Source organism: Mycobacterium bohemicum DSM 44277, assembly GCF_001053185.1.
GTDB classification, from domain to species: domain Bacteria; phylum Actinomycetota; class Actinomycetes; order Mycobacteriales; family Mycobacteriaceae; genus Mycobacterium; species Mycobacterium bohemicum.
On sequence record NZ_CSTD01000002.1, the window covers coordinates 289,460 to 307,524 of the forward strand.

An 18,065-nucleotide genomic window follows, 5' to 3' on the forward strand; every position below is an offset into this window, starting at 1 on the left:
AACCCCTCGGTTTGCGGGCACTATCCAGGCCAGGCCCCCATCGCCGTGGCGATCCCGGAGGGCCCCCCAAGGAGCGGAGGACTCCGAGGACTCGTGAAAGGCCTACTTTGACAACTACCTACCCAGCACCCGCAGTGTCCGCTGATTACCAGGTGTACCAGCCGCAGGACGACTCCCGACTGCTCGTGGACGCGATGCACCAGAGCGGGCTCGTTCCGGGGCGGCGGATCCTCGACCTGTGCACCGGCAGCGGATTCGTCGCGATCGCGGCGGCCGAAATGGGTTGTGCCAGCGTCACCGCGTTCGACATCTGCCCGCATGCCGTGCGTTGCTCGCGGGGCAACGCCGCGATTGCCGGGGTGCAGGTCGACGTGCGGGAGGGATCGTGGCTCGGGGCGCTGGACCGCGCGCCGTTCGACCTCGTCGTGGCCAATCCGCCGTACGTGCCGACGCCGCCCGAGGGCGACACCGAGGTGATCGGCTCGAGCGCCGGCCCGTCGTGGGCCTGGAACGCCGGAACCGACGGCCGGCTGGTCTTGGACCCGCTGTGCGAATTCCTGCCGAAGCTGTTGTGCGACGGCGGATCCGCGCTGCTCGTACACTCGGCGCTCGCCGACGTCCGACGTTCGCTGGAAGATCTGACGATGGCCGGCATGCGCGCCGAAGTCGTTGCCTCCAAATGGATCCCGTTCGGACCGGTGCTCTCGGCACGCGCCGGCTGGCTGGAGGACACCGGCCGGATTCCCCGGGGCCGGCGCGAGGAGGAGCTGGTCGTGATCCGGGCGGACAAGCGATGACGGCCACCCGGGTTCGGGTGGTGGCGGGTGGCCCGCTGCTGGTGTCCGGTCCGGTGGAAATCGAGCTGCCCGGCGGTGACGTGGTCGAGTCCGACCGGTTCATGGTGGCCATCTGCACGTGCCGGCGCAGCGACGACTATCCCCTGTGCGACACCAGCCACCGGCGATGCCGCAACCTCAAAGACCTTCCCGAAAACGTCAAGCCAGGGGAGCCCGCAGCGACGACCGCCCCTGCCGCCACGACCCCATAAGCCGCTCGGCCAGCCGCTCTTCGACCGCGGCGTGCGCCCGTATCCCGAACACGACGTCGCCGTCCAGGTGCGGTTCGCGGGCCACGAGGTCACCGACCACGTCGACGCGCACCACGTGCTCGTGCACCGCGTCGGCCTCGACGTGCTCGCTGTAGAACGCGACGCAGGGCGAGGGGGCTCCCATGCGCTGCAGCGCATGGACCATCCGCCGCGACCCCGGGGGCGAGGTGATCTCGGTGGAGGCGAAGTGCCCGACGGCGGCGCCGCGCAGCGAGCGGTGCAGCCCGAACAGCGACATCAGGTTCACCGCGGCCAGGGACTCGGCGGGCACGGCGTCGATGTAACCCAGGTAGCTGGCATCCAGCCCGGCCGCGACCAGCAGGTCGGCGAACAGCTGCTGGTGCAACCGGGGCCCCTGTCCGGCGCCGTACTCGTCGTACTCCACGGCGACGAACCCGGCCTTCGCGCGACCCATCAGGCGCGGGATCGCCCAGGCATGCGGATCGCCCTCCTTGAGGTGATACAGCGACCGGTGCACGAAATATTCGCGCATCTGCTCCCAGGTGCCCTCGTCGCGCAGAAAATAGGACGGACCCGACTCTTCGCCCGGGTCGGCGGCGAGGGCGTCCATCTCGGCTTCGGCGGTGCGGTCGGGCTCGATGGGCCCCACGTCTCGGCGCACGCCCGCCAGGAACACGCGTTCCAGCTCCGCGCGCAGCCGCAGCAGCGCCGGGTTCCACTCCCAGCCCGGGTCCACGCCGGCGAACCCGCGGTAGTGCAGCTCGTAACACATGCCCAGCGCCAGGTGCAGGTCCAGGCCGTAGGGGTCGGCGTCGCGGTACGACGCGCCGGTGCCGGCCAGGTTGTCGTTCTGCGGCGGCCCGTTCAGCGCGCGACGGACCGCGGTCGACAGCGGTCCGAACGCCGACGGCAACGCCGGTTCGGTCAGAATCGATGCGCGAGTCACGCCGATGACTACCCGCGAACCGGTGGGGGCAAACGGCGCAGGGGTCCGCTCAACCGGTCGGGAGCCGGAACGTGAGGTCGACCGTGGTGCCGTTCGCCCGGTTGTCCAGCACCACGGCGTCGCTGATCGCCTTCATCAGGATCAGGCCCCGGCCGCCGTTGACCGGCCGGGCCGCCGGCGTCTTCCACGAACCGGAGTCGGCGACCCGGGCCTGCACCGCGCCGTCGCTGATATCGACGTCGAGTTGCAGCGTTCCGCCGACGCGCCCCCGGTAGGCGTGCTCCACGCAGTTGGTGCACGCCTCGCTCACGACCAGCACGATGTCGCCGAGCAGCGGGTCCGGGACGTCGGCGGCCCGCAGCCAGTCGGCCAGTCGGTGCCGAATGCCGGCCAATTGCCCTGCGCCCGCTGGGCTTTCGATCCGAAGCGGCTTCTGCTTGTGTCGGTAGATCACCATCGCCACGTCGTCGTCGTACCCGCCCTCGGGGGCGAGTTCGCGCAGCACCGCATCGGCGACGGAGGACAGCGGCAATTCGTCGGTCTGGGCCAAAACCTCGGCGGCGCGGGCTATTCCGTCGTCGATCGACTCCCGCCGGCGTTCCACCAGGCCGTCGGTGAACAGCATCAGCGTGCAGCCCGGCGGCAGGACGCGGGTGGCCTGCGGCCGCGGCTTGTCGCGGCGTACGGCGAGCGGCACCGACGCGGCGTCGGGCAACATCGTCGTCGTCGCCGACCCGGGCCCGGCCAGCACGGCCGGCATGTGCCCGGCGTTGCTGTACTCCAGGACTCCGGACTCGGTGTCCAGGATGGCCAGAAAGACCGTGGTGCAGTACGCGTTCGGTATCAAAGACGCCGCGGAGTCGAGTTGTTCGAGGAGCAGCGCGGGCGCTGCGCCGTTGATCAGCAGGGCCCGCGCGGAACTGCGCAACTGACCCATGACTGCGGCCGCAGGCAGCCCCCGTCCCACGCAGTCGCCGACGACGATGCCGATGCGATGGTCGCCCAGGGGCAGCACGTCGTACCAGTCCCCGCCGATCTCCAGCGGCGGGACCGCCGGCTCGTATCGCACGGCGAAGCCGGGCGGCGGCTGCAGCGGTGGCAGCATCGTGCGCTGCAACGTCAGCGAGGTCTCCCGGGCGCTCTCGAACTGCCGGACATGCTGCATGGCCAGGCTGAGGTGGCCGACGAGCACCGTGGCCAGGAGGCGGTCCTCGGCGTTGACCCAGCGGGGACAGCGCAGCTCCAGCCACAACGTCAGGTCGGCCGCACCGGAGAGGACCGCGACCAGTCCGTGCGCCTTGCCCGGATCGTCTTCTCGCTCAACGACTTTGGCCGTGAGCGGCAACTGCATGCGAGCATCCCGAAGGGTTTGGCGCAACCACGGATCAAGCGCGTGCCACGTCTGCGCGGCGGGGTCGCCCGCCGTTTGCACCTCGGGGCGGCCGTCGCCGCTCGGCCACGACACCGCGATCACGCGCTGGATGTCCAGCGCCGAACGGCACTCGTCGAGCGTGATCGCCAGCAACTCGTCCACGGTCTTGGCCACGGCCACCGCCGTCGCCAGCCGCAGGACCGCGCTCTCGCGGGCGGCGAAGGCGCGCTCGGCGGTGATGTCGCGGATCGTCCCCACGTAGGCATCTTTGGCGCTGCCGTCCTCGCGCACCGCGTTGATGCTCACGGTCACCCAGGCGAGGTGACCGTCGCGGTGCCGGATCGGGGTCTCGTACCCGGCGCTGCCGAACCGTCGCACCACCGCAACCTGTTCGCGCGCCGTGCTTTTGTCGACCAGCCACGGGTGCGGCCACTCGTAGGGCACGCCGTCTGCGGGGTAGCCGACGATCTGGACCAGGGCGTTGTTCATCTCGATCACGGCGCCGTTCTGATCGGCGACGAAAAACCCCTCCTGCAACGAATTCACCAGTGCGGTGCGGAATTTGTCGCGGTGGGCCAGGCCTTCCGCGCGCGCTCGCTGCTCCGCGTAGCGCTCGTTTCCCTCGAGGAATCCGCGCGTCGCGACGTCGAGCGGCGCGAGGGTTTGCAGCAGGAATCCCAGTGCCGTCGGGCGGTCGACCGGGAGGTCCGCCCGCGGGCGGTAGACCAGGTTGAAATGATGCTCGACGATGTCGAGCATGCTGACCCGCTCCTGCAGGGCCCGCCGCCCGAGCTCATGGCCGACGGACAGGCTGTTTTCGTCCCGGGCGGCCAGATAGGCATGCAGCGCCGCGGCGTAAGCGGTCTTGAACCGGTCGTTGTCGCTCATGTCGTCGTCCCCCGATGGCGAGCCGTCAGCACCATGGCATCGTCGGTCTGCTTGGCGGTCTTGGCGAGGATCTCCTCGGCGATCGCCACGGCCGAAGCCGCGAAGTCGATGTGCTCGAAGCACTCCTCGGTGATGCCGTCGGTGCTCATCACGATCAGGTCGCCGGTGCGGATCGGAACCACTTGCGCGGGCATGATTTCCGGGATCCGGTAGCCGACGATGCCGGCGGTCAGACGCGCGCTGGATCGGACGCGGATCCCGGACGGGGCCTTGGCCACCAGGTCGGCTGTCACGTTCCCGACCCCGGTCCACGCGAGGGTGCCGGCCGCGAAGTCGACCCGCGCCAGCGTCATGGCGACTCCCCTGGTGCCGCCCAACACCCGATGGCAGAGCTGGATCAGGACTTCGAGCCGCTCGCTGCCGGCGCGCACGACAGTGTCGACCGCACGCATTGCGGCGGCCGCGGCCTCGGGTCCGTGGCCGAGACCGTCCACGACACCGAACAGCGCGGCCCGGCCGTCGATGTCGACCGCCAGGCCCCGGTCGCCGGAGGTGAACTCGCTGGGCAGGGGCCGCCCCGCCCGTGCCCACTCGATCGGTCCGATGCGGCCGTTCTCACGCACCGGAAGGCACCCATTTCCACATCTCGACCACCGTGCCCCGGCCGAGCGCCGATTCCACCAGCAGCCGGTCCATCAGGCGGCGCGCCCCCGGCAGGCCGAGCCCCAGGCCGCGACCGGTGGTGTACCCGTCCTCCATCGCGCGGTCGATGTCGGCGATTCCGGGGCCCTGATCCTCCGCGCGGACCACCAACGCCTTGCGGCCCTCGCGGTCGGCGACGGCGATGTGGACGGCGCCGCGGCCCGCGTAGCTCGTGATGTTGCGGGCGATCTCGGAGATCGCCGTGGCGACCATTGTCACGTCGGTCAGCGAGAACCCGAGGTCCACAGCGAGCTGATGGCCCGCCTTGCGGGCGGCGACGATGTCGTCGGGGTTGTGGATGTCAACGACGATGTCAGCCTCCACCGTCGCGCCCGATCGTTGGTTTCCGTTGCACCAGTTGACGATTCAGCAGTGCCAGGCCTTCTTCGAGATCCAGGGCGGTGTTCATGTCGTCGAACGCCAAACCCAGCTGGACCATCGCGAATGCCACCTCGGGCTGCAGACCCACGATCACCGTTTCCGCGCCGCGCAGCCTCGTCATGTGCGCGATCGTGCGCAGCGACCGGGCCGCGAACGAATCCATCACGTCGATGGCGGTGACGTCGACGATGATGCCCTGGGCGCGGAACTGGCTGACCCGTTCCATCAGGTCGTAGCGCAGGCGTTCGGCGTCGGAGTCGGTCAGGGCGGCCTGCACCGAGGCGATCAGGATCGATCCCTGTTTCAGGATGGGGACTGGCATGGGGTGCCCGTGCTGTGTGCGGTCAGCCGGTTAACTCGCCGGTGCGGCTGACCTCATAGCCGAGCAATCGTTCGGCTTCCTCGATGCCGCCCTGCAGGTCGCCGACGGCGTTCATCTTCGACAGGTCGAGTCCGATCGTCACCAGCGTCAGGGCGATCTCCGAGGACAGGCCCGTGATGATCACGCTGGCGCCCATCAAGCCCGACGCGTCGACCGTCTGCACCAGGTGGTTGGCCACCGTCGAGTCGATGGTGGGCACACCGGTGATGTCGATGACCACGACTTTCGCGCGGTTGGCGCGGATGGCTCGCAGCAACTGCTCGGTGACCTGGCGCGCGCGCTGGGAATCGAGCACGCCGATGATCGGCAGGATCAGCAGCTGTTCGCGCACCTGCAGCACCGGCGTGGACAGCTCCCGGATGGCCTCCTGCTGCTGGCGGATGATGCGCTCGCGCTCCTGCACGAAGCTGACGGCCACGGTGTTGGCGATCCGGTTGGCCGCCGGCTCGTAGGCGTCCAGCACGCGGTTGAGCATCTCGAAGTCGGTCTGGTACTTCTCGAACAGCGAGCGCGCCAGCACGTCGCGCAGCAGCAGCACGATGCCGACCACCTCGTCGGTTTCCACGCCCCGCGGAATGATGCGTTCCGACAGGTCGCGCGCGTAGGCCTGCAGTGCCTCGACGCTGCCCGTCTCGAGCACCTCCACGTAGTTGTCGTAGACGGCGGTCGCCTCGGAGAACAGCTCCTCGGGGGTCATCGCGGTGAGCAACTGCGCCTCGGTGATCCGGCGGGCCCACTCCTCGCGCAGCACGGTTCTGTTCTGTCTCAGGTGCTGGACCAGCTGGGGCAGCAGGCCCTCACTGGAGATACTCACGGTCGGGACGGCGGTCCCGGAGCTGCTGAAATCCGACGAGGAATCTGACATTTGCCCTCCCGAGTGACCTTCCGGCCGCCGCAATGCGAGTCCTAGGGGGAGACTAGCCTGGTTGAACGAGAGGCCGGTGCCGAGGCTTATTCTTCTCGGAGTTTGCGCGGCAGGCTAGGCTTGCAGCACATCCGCGCCCGGGGGAAAAGGATCGTGCCATTGTCAGCTCCTGATTCGATCACCACGCTGGTCGAGGACCACGACGGAGTGTCCGTGGTCCGTGTCAGCGGTGAAATCGACCTGGTCACCGCGCCGGCGCTGGAACAGGCGATCGGCGGGGTGGTTGCCCAGGGTCCCGCGGCGCTGGTGATCGATCTGTCCGGGGTGGAGTTCCTCGGTTCGGTCGGGCTGAAGATCCTGGCCGCCACCTACGAACAACTCGACGCCGTCGAGACCCGGTTCGGGGTGGTCGCGCACGGCCCCGCGACCAGGCGGCCCATCCACCTGACCGGTCTGGACAAGACGTTTCCGCTGTACCCGGCGCTGGACGAGGCGTTGAGCGGGGTGCGCGAAGGGTAACTTCGCCGCCACGATTCGGTGGCCGCGACGCCGGGGCCGGTGTCCGCTCAGGCGCCGGGCGCCAGCGCCGCGATGCGGGTGGACGACAGGTGCTCGAGCAGGTCCCGCGGATCGGCGAACACCGGCGAGGCCCCCGCCGACTGCAGTTCCGCCTCCCCGGTGCCGCCGCTCAGCAGCCCGATGCACGGCACGCGCGCGCGCTGGGCGGCGTGCGCGTCCCACACGGCGTCGCCGACGAAAACCGCCTGGTCGGCGTGCACGCCGGCCCGCTCCAACGCCACTTCGACGATGCCGGGTTCGGGCTTGGCCGTGTCCACGTCGCCCGACGACGTCGTCTCGGAGATGACGTCGTCGCAGTCCAGCACCTTGAGCAGGGCTTCGAGTTCGTCCTCGGGCGCGGAACTGGCCAGCACCACCTGCAGTCCCATATCGGCGACCCGCCGCAGCAGTTCGCGCGCCCCGGGCAGCGGCGACAGCAGCGGGATGAGCTCGCGGTAGTAGCGGCTGTGCGCGTCGCTCAGCCGCTCCCGCACATCGTCGGGGGCGTCGTCGGTGAGTTCGCGCAGCAGCCGCGCGCCGTCCATACCGATGCTGCGGTGAACCCGCCACGCGGCCACCGGCATGTCCTCGGCGTCGAAGGCGCGTTGCCACGCGTAGACGTGCAGGTAATTGGAGTCAACCAGCGTTCCGTCGACGTCGAACAGGACGGCCGGAGCGCCGTGGCCGGGCTTCGAGATCATCTGCGCGGCATACCCACGCGGGTGTCGCCTCACACGGGCGGGTGTTTGATCGCCGGCCGGCGGGGTAACAGTTCGGCATGCTCGATGCCTCCGGTTCGTTGGGTAGCGCCGACACCTTGGCCGGGTCTGTGCTTCCGCACGAAGATTTCAGCGCTCCCGGGCTGGCGGCCGCGGCGGTCTGGGCGGCGGGTTTGGCGATCGGTGTGCTTGCCCTTCTGACCGGCCACGCCGCCGCGGCGATCGTCGGGCTGATCGTGGCCGTGACGGGCCCGTGGCTGGGCCTGGCCTGGGTGGCCCGCGCGCAGGGCGGGGCGTTCAACGTCGCCCTCCCGCCCCAGGATTGACGATCCGGGCCCGCGCCGCGGCCCCATTTGTCGCATGTAGAAATTTTTTCTTCGGCCGGTGTGGACCGCATCGAAATGGGGTACTGCCTGCGCCAAGGGTGAGTACAGCCACGTGCGTCAACCCACGACTTTGCAGGAAAGGAAATCTCATGGCGATTGCAAGCGACTATGACGCACGCCGTGTATCCGATATCGAGGCGCAGGACGGTGCCGCGATACGCGAACTGGCGACCACCCTGCCGTCGTCGACCACCGCGGTGGTCGACGAGGACCCCAATGACGTGCACTTCTTCGAGCTGCCCGGCGCCGACTTGTCCGGCGAAGAACTCTCGATCACCGTCATCCCGCAGCAGGCCGACGAGTTCACCTGCTCGAGTTGTTTCCTGGTGCAGCACCGCAGCCGGCTGCGCAACACCGGGCCCGGACCGCTGATCTGCGCAGACTGCGCCTGACAGCGCATCGGCAGGTGGGGGCACCGGAGCCTTGACCAAACCGGAAACCCCATGCTTGTGTCGTCTGCGTGGCAGGATTGGCTGTTCGCCGGGCGAACGCGGCGGATGACCTGACCCGTCCCCCCGGGCTGCCCGCGCCACGCCCACTCCGTTCGGGCTGCGCCGCCGCCTACGCGCTCGCCTACCTGGTCGGCGGCGAGCGCCGGATGCTGCGGTTGATCCGGCGTTACGGGCCGATCATGACGATGCCGATCCTCAGCCTGGGTGACGTCGCGATCGTGTCCGACCCCGAATTGGCCAAGCAGGTGTTCACCGCGCCAACCGACGTTCTGCTCGGCGGGGAGGGCGTGGGACCCGCCGCGGCGATCTATGGGTCGGGATCGATGTTTGTGCAGGAGGAGCCGGAGCATCAGCGGCGACGCAGGCTGCTGACCCCGTCCCTGCACGGCGTCGCGCTGAGCGGCTACGTGCCGGTCATGGAGAGCGCGGCCCGTGCGGCGATGCACGGCTGGCCCGTCGACCGGCCGTTCGAGATGCTGGGGGCGGCGCGGGCGCTGATGCTCGACGTGATCGTCCGGGTGATGTTCGGGGTCGACGATCCCGACGACGTGCGGCGACTGGGCCGGCCCTTCGAGCGTCTGCTGAATCTTGGTGTGTCAGAACAGTTGACGGTGCGCTACGCGCTGCGCCACACGGGGGCGTTGCGGTTCTGGCCGCAGCGGGAGCGGGCCAGAAAGGGGATCGACGACGTCGTCATGCCGCTCGTCGCGCGCCGCCGACGCGACCCGGCCCTCGACGATCGGACCGACATCCTCTCGCTGTTGATACGCGCGCGTGGCGACGGCGGTGAATCGTTGTCCGACAACGAGATTCGCGACGATGTCATCACCCTCATGCTGGCCGGCCACGAAACCACGGCGACGACGCTGGCCTGGGTCTTCGACCTGCTGTTGCACCATCCCGACGCGCTGCGGCGCGTGCAGTCCGAAGCGCTGAGCGGCGAACAGGCCTACACGACCGCCGTGATCAACGAGACGCTCCGGATCCGGCCCCCGGCACCGCTGACCGCCCGCGTGGCGGCCCGACCGTTCGAGATCGGGGGGTACCGCGTCGACCCCGGCACACGGATCGTCGTCCACATCATCGCGATCAACCGCAACCCGGGCACGTACGAATGTCCGAACGAGTTCCGGCCGCAGCGATTCCTCGGCGCCCATCCCCAAACGTATGCGTGGGTTCCGTTCGGCGGTGGCGTCAAACGCTGTCTGGGCGCGAGCTTTTCCATGCAGGAGCTGCTCACCGTGCTGCACACGCTGCTGCGCGAGGGCGAGTTTCGCGCCGTCGACGACAAGCTCGAGAAGATCGTGCGGCGCTCGATTATGCTCGCGCCCCGCAACGGCACCCGGGTGCGATTCCGTCCGGTCAAGCCCTCGCTCTGACCGGACGCCGGCGCGGCGAGGGAACTGGCCCCGGCCGGGGTATTCGCCCGGGCCGTCCGAAACCTGCTGGGCCCCATCCCGACACCAATCGTTGGCATGGCGTTCACCCTCCGGCACCAACTCGAATCATTTCTGAAACCGGGGTACAAACGTTCGTGGACATCGATGGGAGGACCGATGAGTGCGCCGCGCAGAGTGCGAATGCGGTACCGATTGTGAGCAGTCCTCGGCTGCACGTCGCGTTCGTGTGCAGTTTCAATCGCGCCCGGTCGGTGATGGCCGCCGCGATCTTCGCCGACCAGCTTCGTGAGCGTGGTCTGAGCGATCTGGTGCGCGTGACCAGTGCGGGCACCGCCGCCTGCCCGGGTGATCACGCCGACGAGCAGGCGTGCGCGGTACTGCGAGAACGTGGTTGTCCGGAGCCGGTGGATCATCGGGCTGCGCTGCTCGGCGATGAGCACATCGGAGCCGATTTGGTGGTCGCGCTGGGTCGCGAGCACGTCGGGGTGTTGCAGGTGTGCGGCGTCGAGGACGACCGGCTTGCGTGCGTCGACGTCCGAAACCCGATCTTCGGCGCCGATTTCGAGCAGGCGTTCGACGCTATCGACGCGGCCATGCCCGGGCTGCATGAGTGGCTCGACGGGCGCCTGACCGAGCCGGGCTTCGGCCGCTTGGAAACTGCCGTGGGCTTTCGCTTCTGGACGGGCGCGTCCGGCGATGTGCTGAGATCCCCCTACCTTTCGCACATCACGTGGCCGACCAAATGGTCCCATGCCGAGTGCGCCAACCCCGAGCACGTACCGCCGGCGCCGGGGTGCGAGTGTGGCTGGTACGCCGATATCGAGGTCGCAGATTTGATCGCGCGGGCGCGCGGATTCCCCAGGGTGGCGCGGGACGTGGCGCGACTGGGGGTGGTGGATCCGCCGTGGTCGTATCTGGTTGTCGGCAAGGTTCAATTGTTCGACGTGCTGCCGTTCCGGCCGCCGCCCACGATGGTGATCAGCCCGCGTGCCGAGTACCGGGCACGCTTGGGCGGCATCCTCGAGCTCGGCCTCCTGGACACCGACGGGGGACCGGAGGCGGTGGCGTTCGGCCAGGAGTTGTCGGAGAGATACGACGTGGAGGTCCTGGACATCAGCGATCGCGGCCTGCTTGACGACTTCGCCCCGGGCACCGGCGGGTGAGCACACGACCGAGTGACCGTTTGGATCGGCGGCCCTCGTGACGGTGCGGGCCGCTGCGGCGCGGTCGCCCAGTGCGCCCGGAGTGTCGCCCAAAGGGTGTCCCGGCGTGTCATAGCCGTCTAGTAGCTTCATCGGCGCCATGGACAAAATCTTCGGGTCCCTTCTCGTGTTTGGGCTCGCCCTCCCTTGGTATTTCACGCAGCGGGCGACCGGCAGCGTCGTGGCGGGCTGCTCGGCCGGCTTGGGCGGGCTGCTGGCGACGGTGGTCATCCTGTTGTGGCTGTCCGTCCGGCGCGACCGCTACCGGGCCGGACGGCAGCGCAGGCGCGATCTTCAGAACCTGAGATCCGATCTCCCGGACATCGACGAGATGTCGGGTGTGCAGTTCGAAGAATTCGTGGCGGCCCAGCTCAGGATGCGCGGCTGGAGCGTCGAGCACACCGCCAGCACGGGTGACTACGGGGTGGATCTCGTCGCCCAGAAGGACGGCACCCGCATGGCCGTGCAGTGCAAGAGGCAGGCGAAGACCGTTGGCGTCGCGGCGGTTCAACAGGTGGTTTCCGGTGCGGCACACCACCGTTGCCGTCGCGCCGTCGTGGTGACGAACCAGGCGTTCACAAAGGCGGCCAAGCAATTGGCCGCCACCCATGGTTGCCGCCTGGTCGGACGGGAGCAGTTGCACATCTGGGTCGGTGGTGATCTCCGACGGTGAAGGCGCGGTTTCGGTGCGGGGCTCGCTAACTGACGAATGGACTGGACGAGTGGAAGTCCATGCCGGGAACTAGTGTCAGCGTCTATGGTCGGCGAGCCGAATCCGATCCGCGACGGGGTGGGTGGCCGGTGATCGGCAGCACCGCAGCCACCCGATTGACCCGTGCGCTGCTGGCCGCCCAACTGGTGGCCGCGTCGATCAGCGGGTGCGGCACGCCACATCGGGCGCCGTCGGCCTCGGGCGAGGGGGTGATCACCGTCTTCACCGCACAGGCTCTCCAGGTGGCCTTCACGCGGATCGGCGACGAGTTTCACACCTACAACCCGTTCAGCAGTGTGCAATTCACCTTCGGCTTCTCGCCGTACCTGGTCACTCAACTCACCCAGGGTGCGTCCGGCGACGTGTTCGCGGCGGGCAACACCAACGACATGGACCAAGTCGCGCGGGCCGGCCTGCTGGCCGGAGCCCCCGTCGCGTTTGCTTCCAACACGCTGGCGATCGTCGTCGCCCCGGGCAATCCGAAGAAGGTCGCCTCCTTCGGCGACCTGAATCGGCCGGACCTCAAGGTCGCCGTCTGCGCAACGCAGGTGCAAGAACCCGGTGCCGGGTCCGCCGCCGGCCTACCCTGCGGCGTGGCTCTGGACAAGGTGGAGCAGGCCTCCGGCGTACGGCTGGCTCACGCCACCGAGGTCAACCGCAGCGAGGACGTCCTGCAGAAAGTGATCGACCGCGACGTCGACGCCGGCGTGGTCTACGCCAGCGACGCGACGGCCGGCGGTGCCAGTCTCACGCGAGTGCCATTTCCCGAGGCCGCCGGCGTGGTCGTCACCTATCCCATCGCGGTCCTGAAGGGATCGAAGAACCCCGAGCTGGCGCGAAAATTCATCGACATGGTGACCAGTCAGCCCGGCCAGGCCATCCTCGACGACTGCGGGTTCGCCGCACCGTGAGCCGCCGCGGCGCCGTCCGATGGCCAACGCCGATTCCGCCGGGTTGCCGACGACAGGGTCGGGGTGGCGGGATTTGAACCCACGGCCTCTTCGTCCCGAACGAAGCGCGCTACCAAGCTGCGCCACACCCCGCGTGAAGCTCCGACAGCCTATCGCACCGGCCCAGCGACCCGCCAAACCGCAGGCAGTCTCCTCATTTCCACGCGCCGTTGCGCTCGAATTGCGCCAGCGCCCCGGCGTGGCAGGCCGGATCGAGCCCCTGCGCGGTGACCCAGTCGTCGTTGAAATAGGTGTCGCGGTAGCGGTCGCCGCTGTCGGCGAGCAGGGTGACCACCGAGCCGCCGCGGCCCTCGGCGACCATCTCGGCCAGCAGGCCGAAGGCGCCCCACAGGTTGGTGCCGGTCGACGGCCCGACCCGGCGTCCCAGGACGGCACTGGCGTGGTGCGCGGCGGCGACGGAGGCCGCGTCGGGGACGGCGACCATGAGGTCGACGACGCCGGGCAGGAAGGACGGCTCCACCCGCGGCCTGCCGATGCCCTCGATCCGCGACGACTTCGGCATCACGGCGTCGTCCCGGTGCCCCGAATACGCGGGGAAGAACGCGGAGTTCTCCGGGTCGACCACGCACAACCGGGTGGCGTGGCGCCGGTAGCGGATGTAGCGGCCGATGGTCGCGCTGGTTCCGCCGGTGCCGGCGCCGACCACGATCCACTCGGGGACGGGGTGGAGCTCGTCGCGCATCTGCTCGTAGATGGACTCGGCGATGTTGTTGTTGCCCCGCCAGTCGGTGGCGCGCTCGGCGTTGGTGAACTGGTCGAGGTAGTGCCCCCCGGCCTCGTCGGCGACCCGCTGAGCCTCGGCGTACACCTGGCTAGAGTCTTGCACGAAATGGCAACGGCCGCCTTGTGATTGGATGAGTGCCACCTTCGCGGGGCTGGTGTTCGCCGGCATCACGGCGACGAAGGGCAGGCCCAGCAGGGCCGCGAAGTAGGCCTCGGACACGGCCGTCGAACCGGACGAGGCCTCGACGATCGTGGTGCCCTCGTCGACCCAGCCGTTGCACAGCGCATAGAGAAACAACGACCGCGCCAGGCGGTGTTTGAGGCTGCCCGTGATGTGCGTCGACTCGTCCTTGAGGTAGAGCGCGACACCGGCGTCGGCGGACCAGGACGGCAACGGATACCGCAGCAGGTGCGTGTCGGCGCTGCGGCGCGCGTCGGCCTGAAGCAACCGGATGGCGTTGTCCACCCAGCCCCGCGCGCGGGTGCGCGCGGCGATCCGGGTGGGATCGTTCAACGCACCGAGGCGGTGGGCTGCGAGCGGCCCAGGTCGCTGGCCGTCTCCCGGCCACCCATCGGGGCGGCGATCAGCGTCAGCAGGGTGGCCTCGGGCCTGCAGCAGAACCGCACCGGCGCGAAAGGCGAGGTCCCTATCCCGGCGGACACGTGCAAGTGCATGTTGGCGCCCCAGCGCGACGGACCCTTCGCCCGCGACCGGTCCAGGCCGCAGTTGGTCACCAGCGCCCCGTAGAACGGCAGACACACCTGTCCGCCGTGGGTGTGCCCGGCCATCACCAGCTGGTACCCGTCGGCCGCGAACCGATCCAGCACCCTCGGCTCGGGGGAATGCACCAGGCCCAGCCGCAGGTTGGCGGCCGGGCTGGCCGGGCCCGCGATCGTGTCGTACCGGTCGCGGTCGAGGTGGGGGTCGTCGACGCCCGCGGCGGCGACGTGCAGCCCGGCCACCTCGAACTCGCGTCGGGTGTGGGTGAGGTCCAGCCAGCCCCGCTCGGTGAACGCCGCGCGCAGATCCTGCCAGGGCAGCGGCTCGCCGCGGGTGCGGTGCGACGGGTTGGTCACGTAGTTCAGCGGGTTCTTCAGGCGCGGCCCGAAGTAGTCGTTGCTGCCGAAGACGAACACGCCGGGCCGCCCGAGGAGGTCACCGAGGGCCTGGATGACGGCGGGGACCGCCTTGGGGTGGGCCAGGTTGTCGCCGGTGTTGACCACCAGGTCGGGCTCCCAGGCGGCCAGCTCGCGCAGCCAGGCCTGCTTGCGGCGCTGTTCGGGCGTCATGTGGAGGTCGCTGATGTGCAGCACCCGCAGCGGCTTGGACCCCGGCGTCAGCACCGGCATCGTGATCTCGCGCAGGACGAAGGCGTTGCGCTCGACGACCGCCGCGTAGCCCAGGCCGGCCACGGCCGAACCGAGCGCGGCGGCACCGGCGCGAATCAACACGGGTAAAACGTCAGCCATGCAAAAAGCGTACTGCCGGTCGCGGATTGGCCGCGTCATTAACTGCGCCACAGCGGGCGGTGGCGGCCCGGTGCTTACGGCGGCGGCTGCCCGGGCGGCGGCGGTGGCGCCAGCAGCGGAATGGTGATCGGCGGCAGCCCCGGGATCTCCACCACCTGCGAGCCGACCGGCGGGGGCGCGCCGGGGGCGCCCTCCGGCGGCGGGGGAGGCGCCGGCGGGATCCCGTTGCTCACCTGAATCGTGACGATGGAGCCCGGGATCGTCTGGCCGCTGGGCGAGGTCCCGACCACCTCACCGAGCTCCGCGCTGCTGTTGACGGGATTGGTCTGATCGGCCACCTGGAACCCGGCGTCCTTGAGCCGTTGGCGGGCGGCGTCCACCTTCAGCCCGGCGACGCTCGGGACGCGCGAGGCCGGTGAGCCGTCGACGTAGCGGGGATCGGTGGGCGGCAACGCCACCGGCCCGAAGGCCGTCGCGATCGGCTTCATCGCGGTGAACCAGGTTCGGGCCGGCTCGTTGCCCCCGTACAGGTCGCCCTCACCGCAGTGGCGCAGCGGGGACGAGCACAGGTCCGTCGGGTGCGTCGAGTCGTCGTAGATGTAGTTCGCCGCCGCGTAGTGGCTGGTGAATCCCACGAAGCCCGACGAGCGGTGCGCTTCGGTGGTGCCCGTCTTGCCGGACACCGGCAGGTCCCAGCCCGCCGCCCCGGCCGAACCCGCCGCCGTGCCGCCGCCCACCGCGTCCTTGCTCATCGCGTTCGCCAGGGTGTTCGCCAGCCCCTCGGGGACCACCTGGTCGCAGGTCTCGGTGGTCACGGCGACCTCGTTGCCGTTGCGGTCGATGAGCTTGTCGATCGGGTTCGGCGGGCACCACACCCCGCCCGAGGCCAGCGTCGCCGCGACGTTGGACAGCTCCAGCGCGTTCACCTCGATGGGCCCCAGGGTGAAGGACCCGATGTTCTGGCGCTTGACGAAGTCGGCCAGGCTTTCGTTGCTGTCCGGGTTGTAGGTCCGCGCCGTGCCCGGGTCCGCGTAGGACCGCAGGCCGAGCTTGACGGCCATGTCCACCGCACGCGCCACCCCGATCTGGGTGATCAGCTTGGCGAAGGCGGTGTTGGGGGAGGTGGCCAGGGCGTCGGTGACGCTCATCGAGCCGCGGTAGTTGCCGGCGTTGACCACGCACCAGGTGTCCTTCGGGCAGCCCTTGGCGCCGCCGCTTCCGAAGCCCTTGGCCTGGAACCGCGGTGGCGCTTCCAACGTGGCGTTGATGCCCATGCCCATGTCCAGCGCGGCCGCGGTGGTGAAAATCTTGAAGATGGAGCCGGCGCCATCGCCAACCAGGGAGAACGGCTGCGGCCGCATTGTCTCGCCGGCGTCGGTGTTCAGCCCGTAGGTGCGGTTGCTGGCCATCGCCATCACCTTGTGCGAATCCTTGCCCGGCTGGATCACGCTCATCACGCTAGAGATGCCGGGCAAGGTCGGGCTGGCGAACTTGTCGATGGCCGCCTTGACGGGGATCTGCACGTCCGGGTTCAGCGTGGTGCGGATCAGGTAGCCGCCGCGGGCCACCTGTTCCTTGCTGATCCCCGCGCGCGACAGGTACTCCTGAACGTAGTCGCAGAAGAAGGCGCGGTCACCGGCGGCGATGCAGCCCCGCGGCAGCTCGTTGGGCTGCGGCAATATCCCCAGCGGGGTGGCCTTGGCGGCGCGCAGGGCGTCGGCCTCGGCCGGCAGGTTCTCGATCATGGTGTCCAGCACGACGTTGCGCCGGGCCAGGGCGCCGTCGGGATTGGTGTACGGATTGAGCGCGCTGGTCGACTGCACCATCCCGGCCAGCAGGGCCGCCTGCTGCCAGTTCAGGTCGGAGGCGTTGATGCCGAAGTACGTCTGGGCCGCGTCCTGCACGCCGAACGAGCCGTTGCCGAACGACACCAGGTTCAGGTACCGGGTCAGGATCTCGGGCTTGCTGAACGTCTTGTCCAGCGTGAGGGCCATCCGGATCTCGCGCAGCTTGCGCGCCGGGGTGGTTTCCACGGCCGCGCGCTTCTCGGCGTCGGTCTTGGCGGTCACCAGCAGCTGATAGTTCTTGATGTACTGCTGCTCGATGGTCGAGCCGCCGCGGGTGTCGACGTCACCGCGGGCGTATCCGGCCAGGCCGGTCAGGGTGCCCTTCCAGTCCACGCCGTTGTGGTCGGCGAACCGCTTGTCCTCGATGGAGACGATGGCCAGCTTCATCGTGTTGGCGATCTTGTCGCCGGGCACCTCGAAGCGGCGCTGCGAGTACAGCCAGGCGATGGTGTTGCCCTTCGCGTCGACCATCGTCGACACCGCCGGGATTTCGCCCTGCAGGAGCTGCGCCGAGCCGTTGGCGACCACTTCCGACGCCCGGTTCGACATCAGCCCCAGGCCGCCGGCCAGCGGGAACATCAGCGCGGTGGCCACCACGCTGGCCAACAGGCAGCACCCCGCGAGCTTGAGAACGGTGAGCGCTACCGGCGGCCGGTCTGACATGCGTACTAGCGTAGCGGCCCCCCGACTCGCCGCCGGGCGCCGATTCTGCAAAAATTAACCCACCCGTTGACCAGCGAACTTAGTATGAGGTGATGGCAAAATTTTCCTCGGCGTCACTGATCGGTCGCCCGGAGGAACCTGCTCGTCGGCCCTCCGGAGCTAGCGTTTTAGGCCAAGACTGCACGCGCGTCCCAAAAAAAGGTTATCGGACTGTTGCGCAATCGCCACTTGACCACCTAACTTAGACACACGGTGAGATTCGCATAACACCGAATTGCACAGTGTGGCGTGGATCGCAACAGGGTCTACACACGCAGGAGGGCGGTCGCGAGGAGCGGCCGGGAGAAGGGAAACAGC

The 18,065-nt window shown here is 69.2% G+C and carries 19 protein-coding genes and 1 tRNA gene; 9 read left to right on the forward strand and 11 right to left on the reverse strand.

The window, feature by feature from the left end:
* Positions 1-107: 107 nt before the first annotated feature.
* Positions 108-797: a HemK2/MTQ2 family protein methyltransferase gene (locus BN971_RS11430; RefSeq protein WP_085182308.1), complete on the forward strand. Its 690-nt coding sequence runs from the start codon at positions 108-110 to the stop codon at positions 795-797.
* A complete protein-coding gene (locus tag BN971_RS11435; protein WP_085182309.1) occupies positions 794-1,048 on the forward strand; it encodes a CDGSH iron-sulfur domain-containing protein in 255 nt (84 codons plus the stop codon). Before BN971_RS11430 ends, BN971_RS11435 begins: the two co-directional genes overlap by 4 nt.
* Here the strand turns inward: BN971_RS11435 and BN971_RS11440 are convergent.
* From BN971_RS11440 to BN971_RS11465, 6 genes are read right to left on the reverse strand one after another with little or no spacing between them, the layout of a single operon-like run.
* Entirely contained in the window at positions 996-2,015 is a 1,020-nt protein-coding gene (locus BN971_RS11440; RefSeq protein ID WP_085182310.1) for an iron-containing redox enzyme family protein, read from the reverse strand. The two genes, BN971_RS11435 and BN971_RS11440, sit on opposite strands and share 53 nt — an antisense overlap.
* A gap of 49 nt (positions 2,016-2,064) precedes the next feature.
* Complete coding sequence (locus tag BN971_RS11445; RefSeq protein ID WP_085182311.1) at positions 2,065-4,275, reverse strand: SpoIIE family protein phosphatase; 2,211 nt, start codon at positions 4,273-4,275, stop codon at positions 2,065-2,067.
* Positions 4,272-4,898 (reverse strand): SpoIIE family protein phosphatase, encoded by a 627-nt coding sequence (locus BN971_RS11450; RefSeq protein WP_085182312.1) that lies wholly within the window; start codon positions 4,896-4,898, stop codon positions 4,272-4,274. Before BN971_RS11450 ends, BN971_RS11445 begins: the two co-directional genes overlap by 4 nt.
* Positions 4,891-5,301, reverse strand: a complete 411-nt coding sequence (locus BN971_RS11455; protein ID WP_085182313.1) for an ATP-binding protein — start codon at positions 5,299-5,301, stop codon at positions 4,891-4,893. Before BN971_RS11455 ends, BN971_RS11450 begins: the two co-directional genes overlap by 8 nt.
* The gene (locus BN971_RS11460; RefSeq protein WP_085182314.1) at positions 5,291-5,680 is read right to left on the reverse strand and encodes an STAS domain-containing protein; all 390 of its coding nucleotides are present in this window, start codon (positions 5,678-5,680) and stop codon (positions 5,291-5,293) included. Before BN971_RS11460 ends, BN971_RS11455 begins: the two co-directional genes overlap by 11 nt.
* Before the next feature lie 22 nt (positions 5,681-5,702).
* Entirely contained in the window at positions 5,703-6,605 is a 903-nt protein-coding gene (locus BN971_RS11465; protein WP_085182315.1) for an STAS domain-containing protein, read from the reverse strand.
* Between the two features lie 159 nt (positions 6,606-6,764).
* Here BN971_RS11465 and BN971_RS11470 point away from each other — a divergent pair, with 159 nt between their 5' ends.
* A complete protein-coding gene (locus BN971_RS11470; RefSeq protein WP_245836963.1) occupies positions 6,765-7,124 on the forward strand; it encodes an STAS domain-containing protein in 360 nt (119 codons plus the stop codon).
* 47 nt (positions 7,125-7,171) lie between these two features.
* Here BN971_RS11470 and BN971_RS11475 read toward each other — a convergent pair whose 3' ends face one another.
* Positions 7,172-7,864, reverse strand: a complete 693-nt coding sequence (locus BN971_RS11475; RefSeq protein ID WP_085182316.1) for an HAD family hydrolase — start codon at positions 7,862-7,864, stop codon at positions 7,172-7,174.
* A 77-nt stretch (positions 7,865-7,941) separates the two neighbouring features.
* Here BN971_RS11475 and BN971_RS11480 point away from each other — a divergent pair, with 77 nt between their 5' ends.
* From BN971_RS11480 to modA, 6 genes are all read left to right on the forward strand, one after another.
* Positions 7,942-8,208: a hypothetical protein gene (locus BN971_RS11480; RefSeq protein WP_085182317.1), complete on the forward strand. Its 267-nt coding sequence runs from the start codon at positions 7,942-7,944 to the stop codon at positions 8,206-8,208.
* Between the two features lie 155 nt (positions 8,209-8,363).
* Positions 8,364-8,660 carry a DUF4193 domain-containing protein gene (locus tag BN971_RS11485; RefSeq protein WP_245836980.1) on the forward strand — a complete coding sequence of 99 codons (297 nt, stop codon included), beginning with the start codon at positions 8,364-8,366 and terminating at the stop codon, positions 8,658-8,660.
* A 68-nt stretch (positions 8,661-8,728) separates the two neighbouring features.
* Entirely contained in the window at positions 8,729-10,099 is a 1,371-nt protein-coding gene (locus BN971_RS11490; protein WP_090350109.1) for a cytochrome P450, read from the forward strand.
* A gap of 215 nt (positions 10,100-10,314) precedes the next feature.
* The gene (locus BN971_RS26650) at positions 10,315-11,283 is read left to right on the forward strand and encodes an arsenate-mycothiol transferase ArsC (RefSeq protein WP_085182319.1); all 969 of its coding nucleotides are present in this window, start codon (positions 10,315-10,317) and stop codon (positions 11,281-11,283) included.
* Between the two features lie 139 nt (positions 11,284-11,422).
* The gene (locus BN971_RS11500; RefSeq protein ID WP_085182320.1) at positions 11,423-11,995 is read left to right on the forward strand and encodes a restriction endonuclease; all 573 of its coding nucleotides are present in this window, start codon (positions 11,423-11,425) and stop codon (positions 11,993-11,995) included.
* Between the two features lie 128 nt (positions 11,996-12,123).
* Positions 12,124-12,945, forward strand: a complete 822-nt coding sequence (gene modA / locus BN971_RS11505; RefSeq protein WP_245836965.1) for a molybdate ABC transporter substrate-binding protein — start codon at positions 12,124-12,126, stop codon at positions 12,943-12,945.
* A 58-nt stretch (positions 12,946-13,003) separates the two neighbouring features.
* Here the strand turns inward: modA and BN971_RS11510 are convergent.
* The 4 genes from BN971_RS11510 to ponA2 form a co-directional block, all read right to left on the reverse strand.
* Positions 13,004-13,077: transfer RNA gene (locus BN971_RS11510), tRNA-Pro, on the reverse strand.
* Between the two features lie 61 nt (positions 13,078-13,138).
* Positions 13,139-14,242, reverse strand: a complete 1,104-nt coding sequence (gene cds1 / locus BN971_RS11515) for an L-cysteine desulfhydrase Cds1 (RefSeq protein ID WP_085182321.1) — start codon at positions 14,240-14,242, stop codon at positions 13,139-13,141.
* Complete coding sequence (locus tag BN971_RS11520; RefSeq protein ID WP_085182322.1) at positions 14,239-15,198, reverse strand: metallophosphoesterase; 960 nt, start codon at positions 15,196-15,198, stop codon at positions 14,239-14,241. Before BN971_RS11520 ends, cds1 begins: the two co-directional genes overlap by 4 nt.
* A gap of 74 nt (positions 15,199-15,272) precedes the next feature.
* Positions 15,273-17,708, reverse strand: a complete 2,436-nt coding sequence (gene ponA2 / locus BN971_RS11525) for a transglycosylase/D,D-transpeptidase PonA2 (protein WP_085182323.1) — start codon at positions 17,706-17,708, stop codon at positions 15,273-15,275.
* Positions 17,709-18,065 lie beyond the last annotated feature (357 nt).

Excerpts from the sequence above, each read along its gene's own strand:
- BN971_RS11435 (WP_085182309.1), top strand. The coding sequence starts at position 794 with ATGACGGCCACCCGGGTTCGGGTGGTGGCGGGTGGCCCGCTGCTGGTG.
- BN971_RS11445 (WP_085182311.1), bottom strand. The coding sequence starts at position 4,275 with ATGAGCGACAACGACCGGTTCAAGACCGCTTACGCCGCGGCGCTGCAT.
- BN971_RS11460 (WP_085182314.1), bottom strand. The coding sequence starts at position 5,680 with ATGCCAGTCCCCATCCTGAAACAGGGATCGATCCTGATCGCCTCGGTG.
- BN971_RS11465 (WP_085182315.1), bottom strand. The coding sequence starts at position 6,605 with ATGTCAGATTCCTCGTCGGATTTCAGCAGCTCCGGGACCGCCGTCCCG.
- BN971_RS11475 (WP_085182316.1), bottom strand. The coding sequence starts at position 7,864 with ATGATCTCGAAGCCCGGCCACGGCGCTCCGGCCGTCCTGTTCGACGTC.
- BN971_RS11480 (WP_085182317.1), top strand. The coding sequence starts at position 7,942 with ATGCTCGATGCCTCCGGTTCGTTGGGTAGCGCCGACACCTTGGCCGGG.
- BN971_RS11500 (WP_085182320.1), top strand. The coding sequence starts at position 11,423 with ATGGACAAAATCTTCGGGTCCCTTCTCGTGTTTGGGCTCGCCCTCCCT.
- BN971_RS11520 (WP_085182322.1), bottom strand. The coding sequence starts at position 15,198 with ATGGCTGACGTTTTACCCGTGTTGATTCGCGCCGGTGCCGCCGCGCTC.
- ponA2 (WP_085182323.1), bottom strand. The coding sequence starts at position 17,708 with ATGTCAGACCGGCCGCCGGTAGCGCTCACCGTTCTCAAGCTCGCGGGG.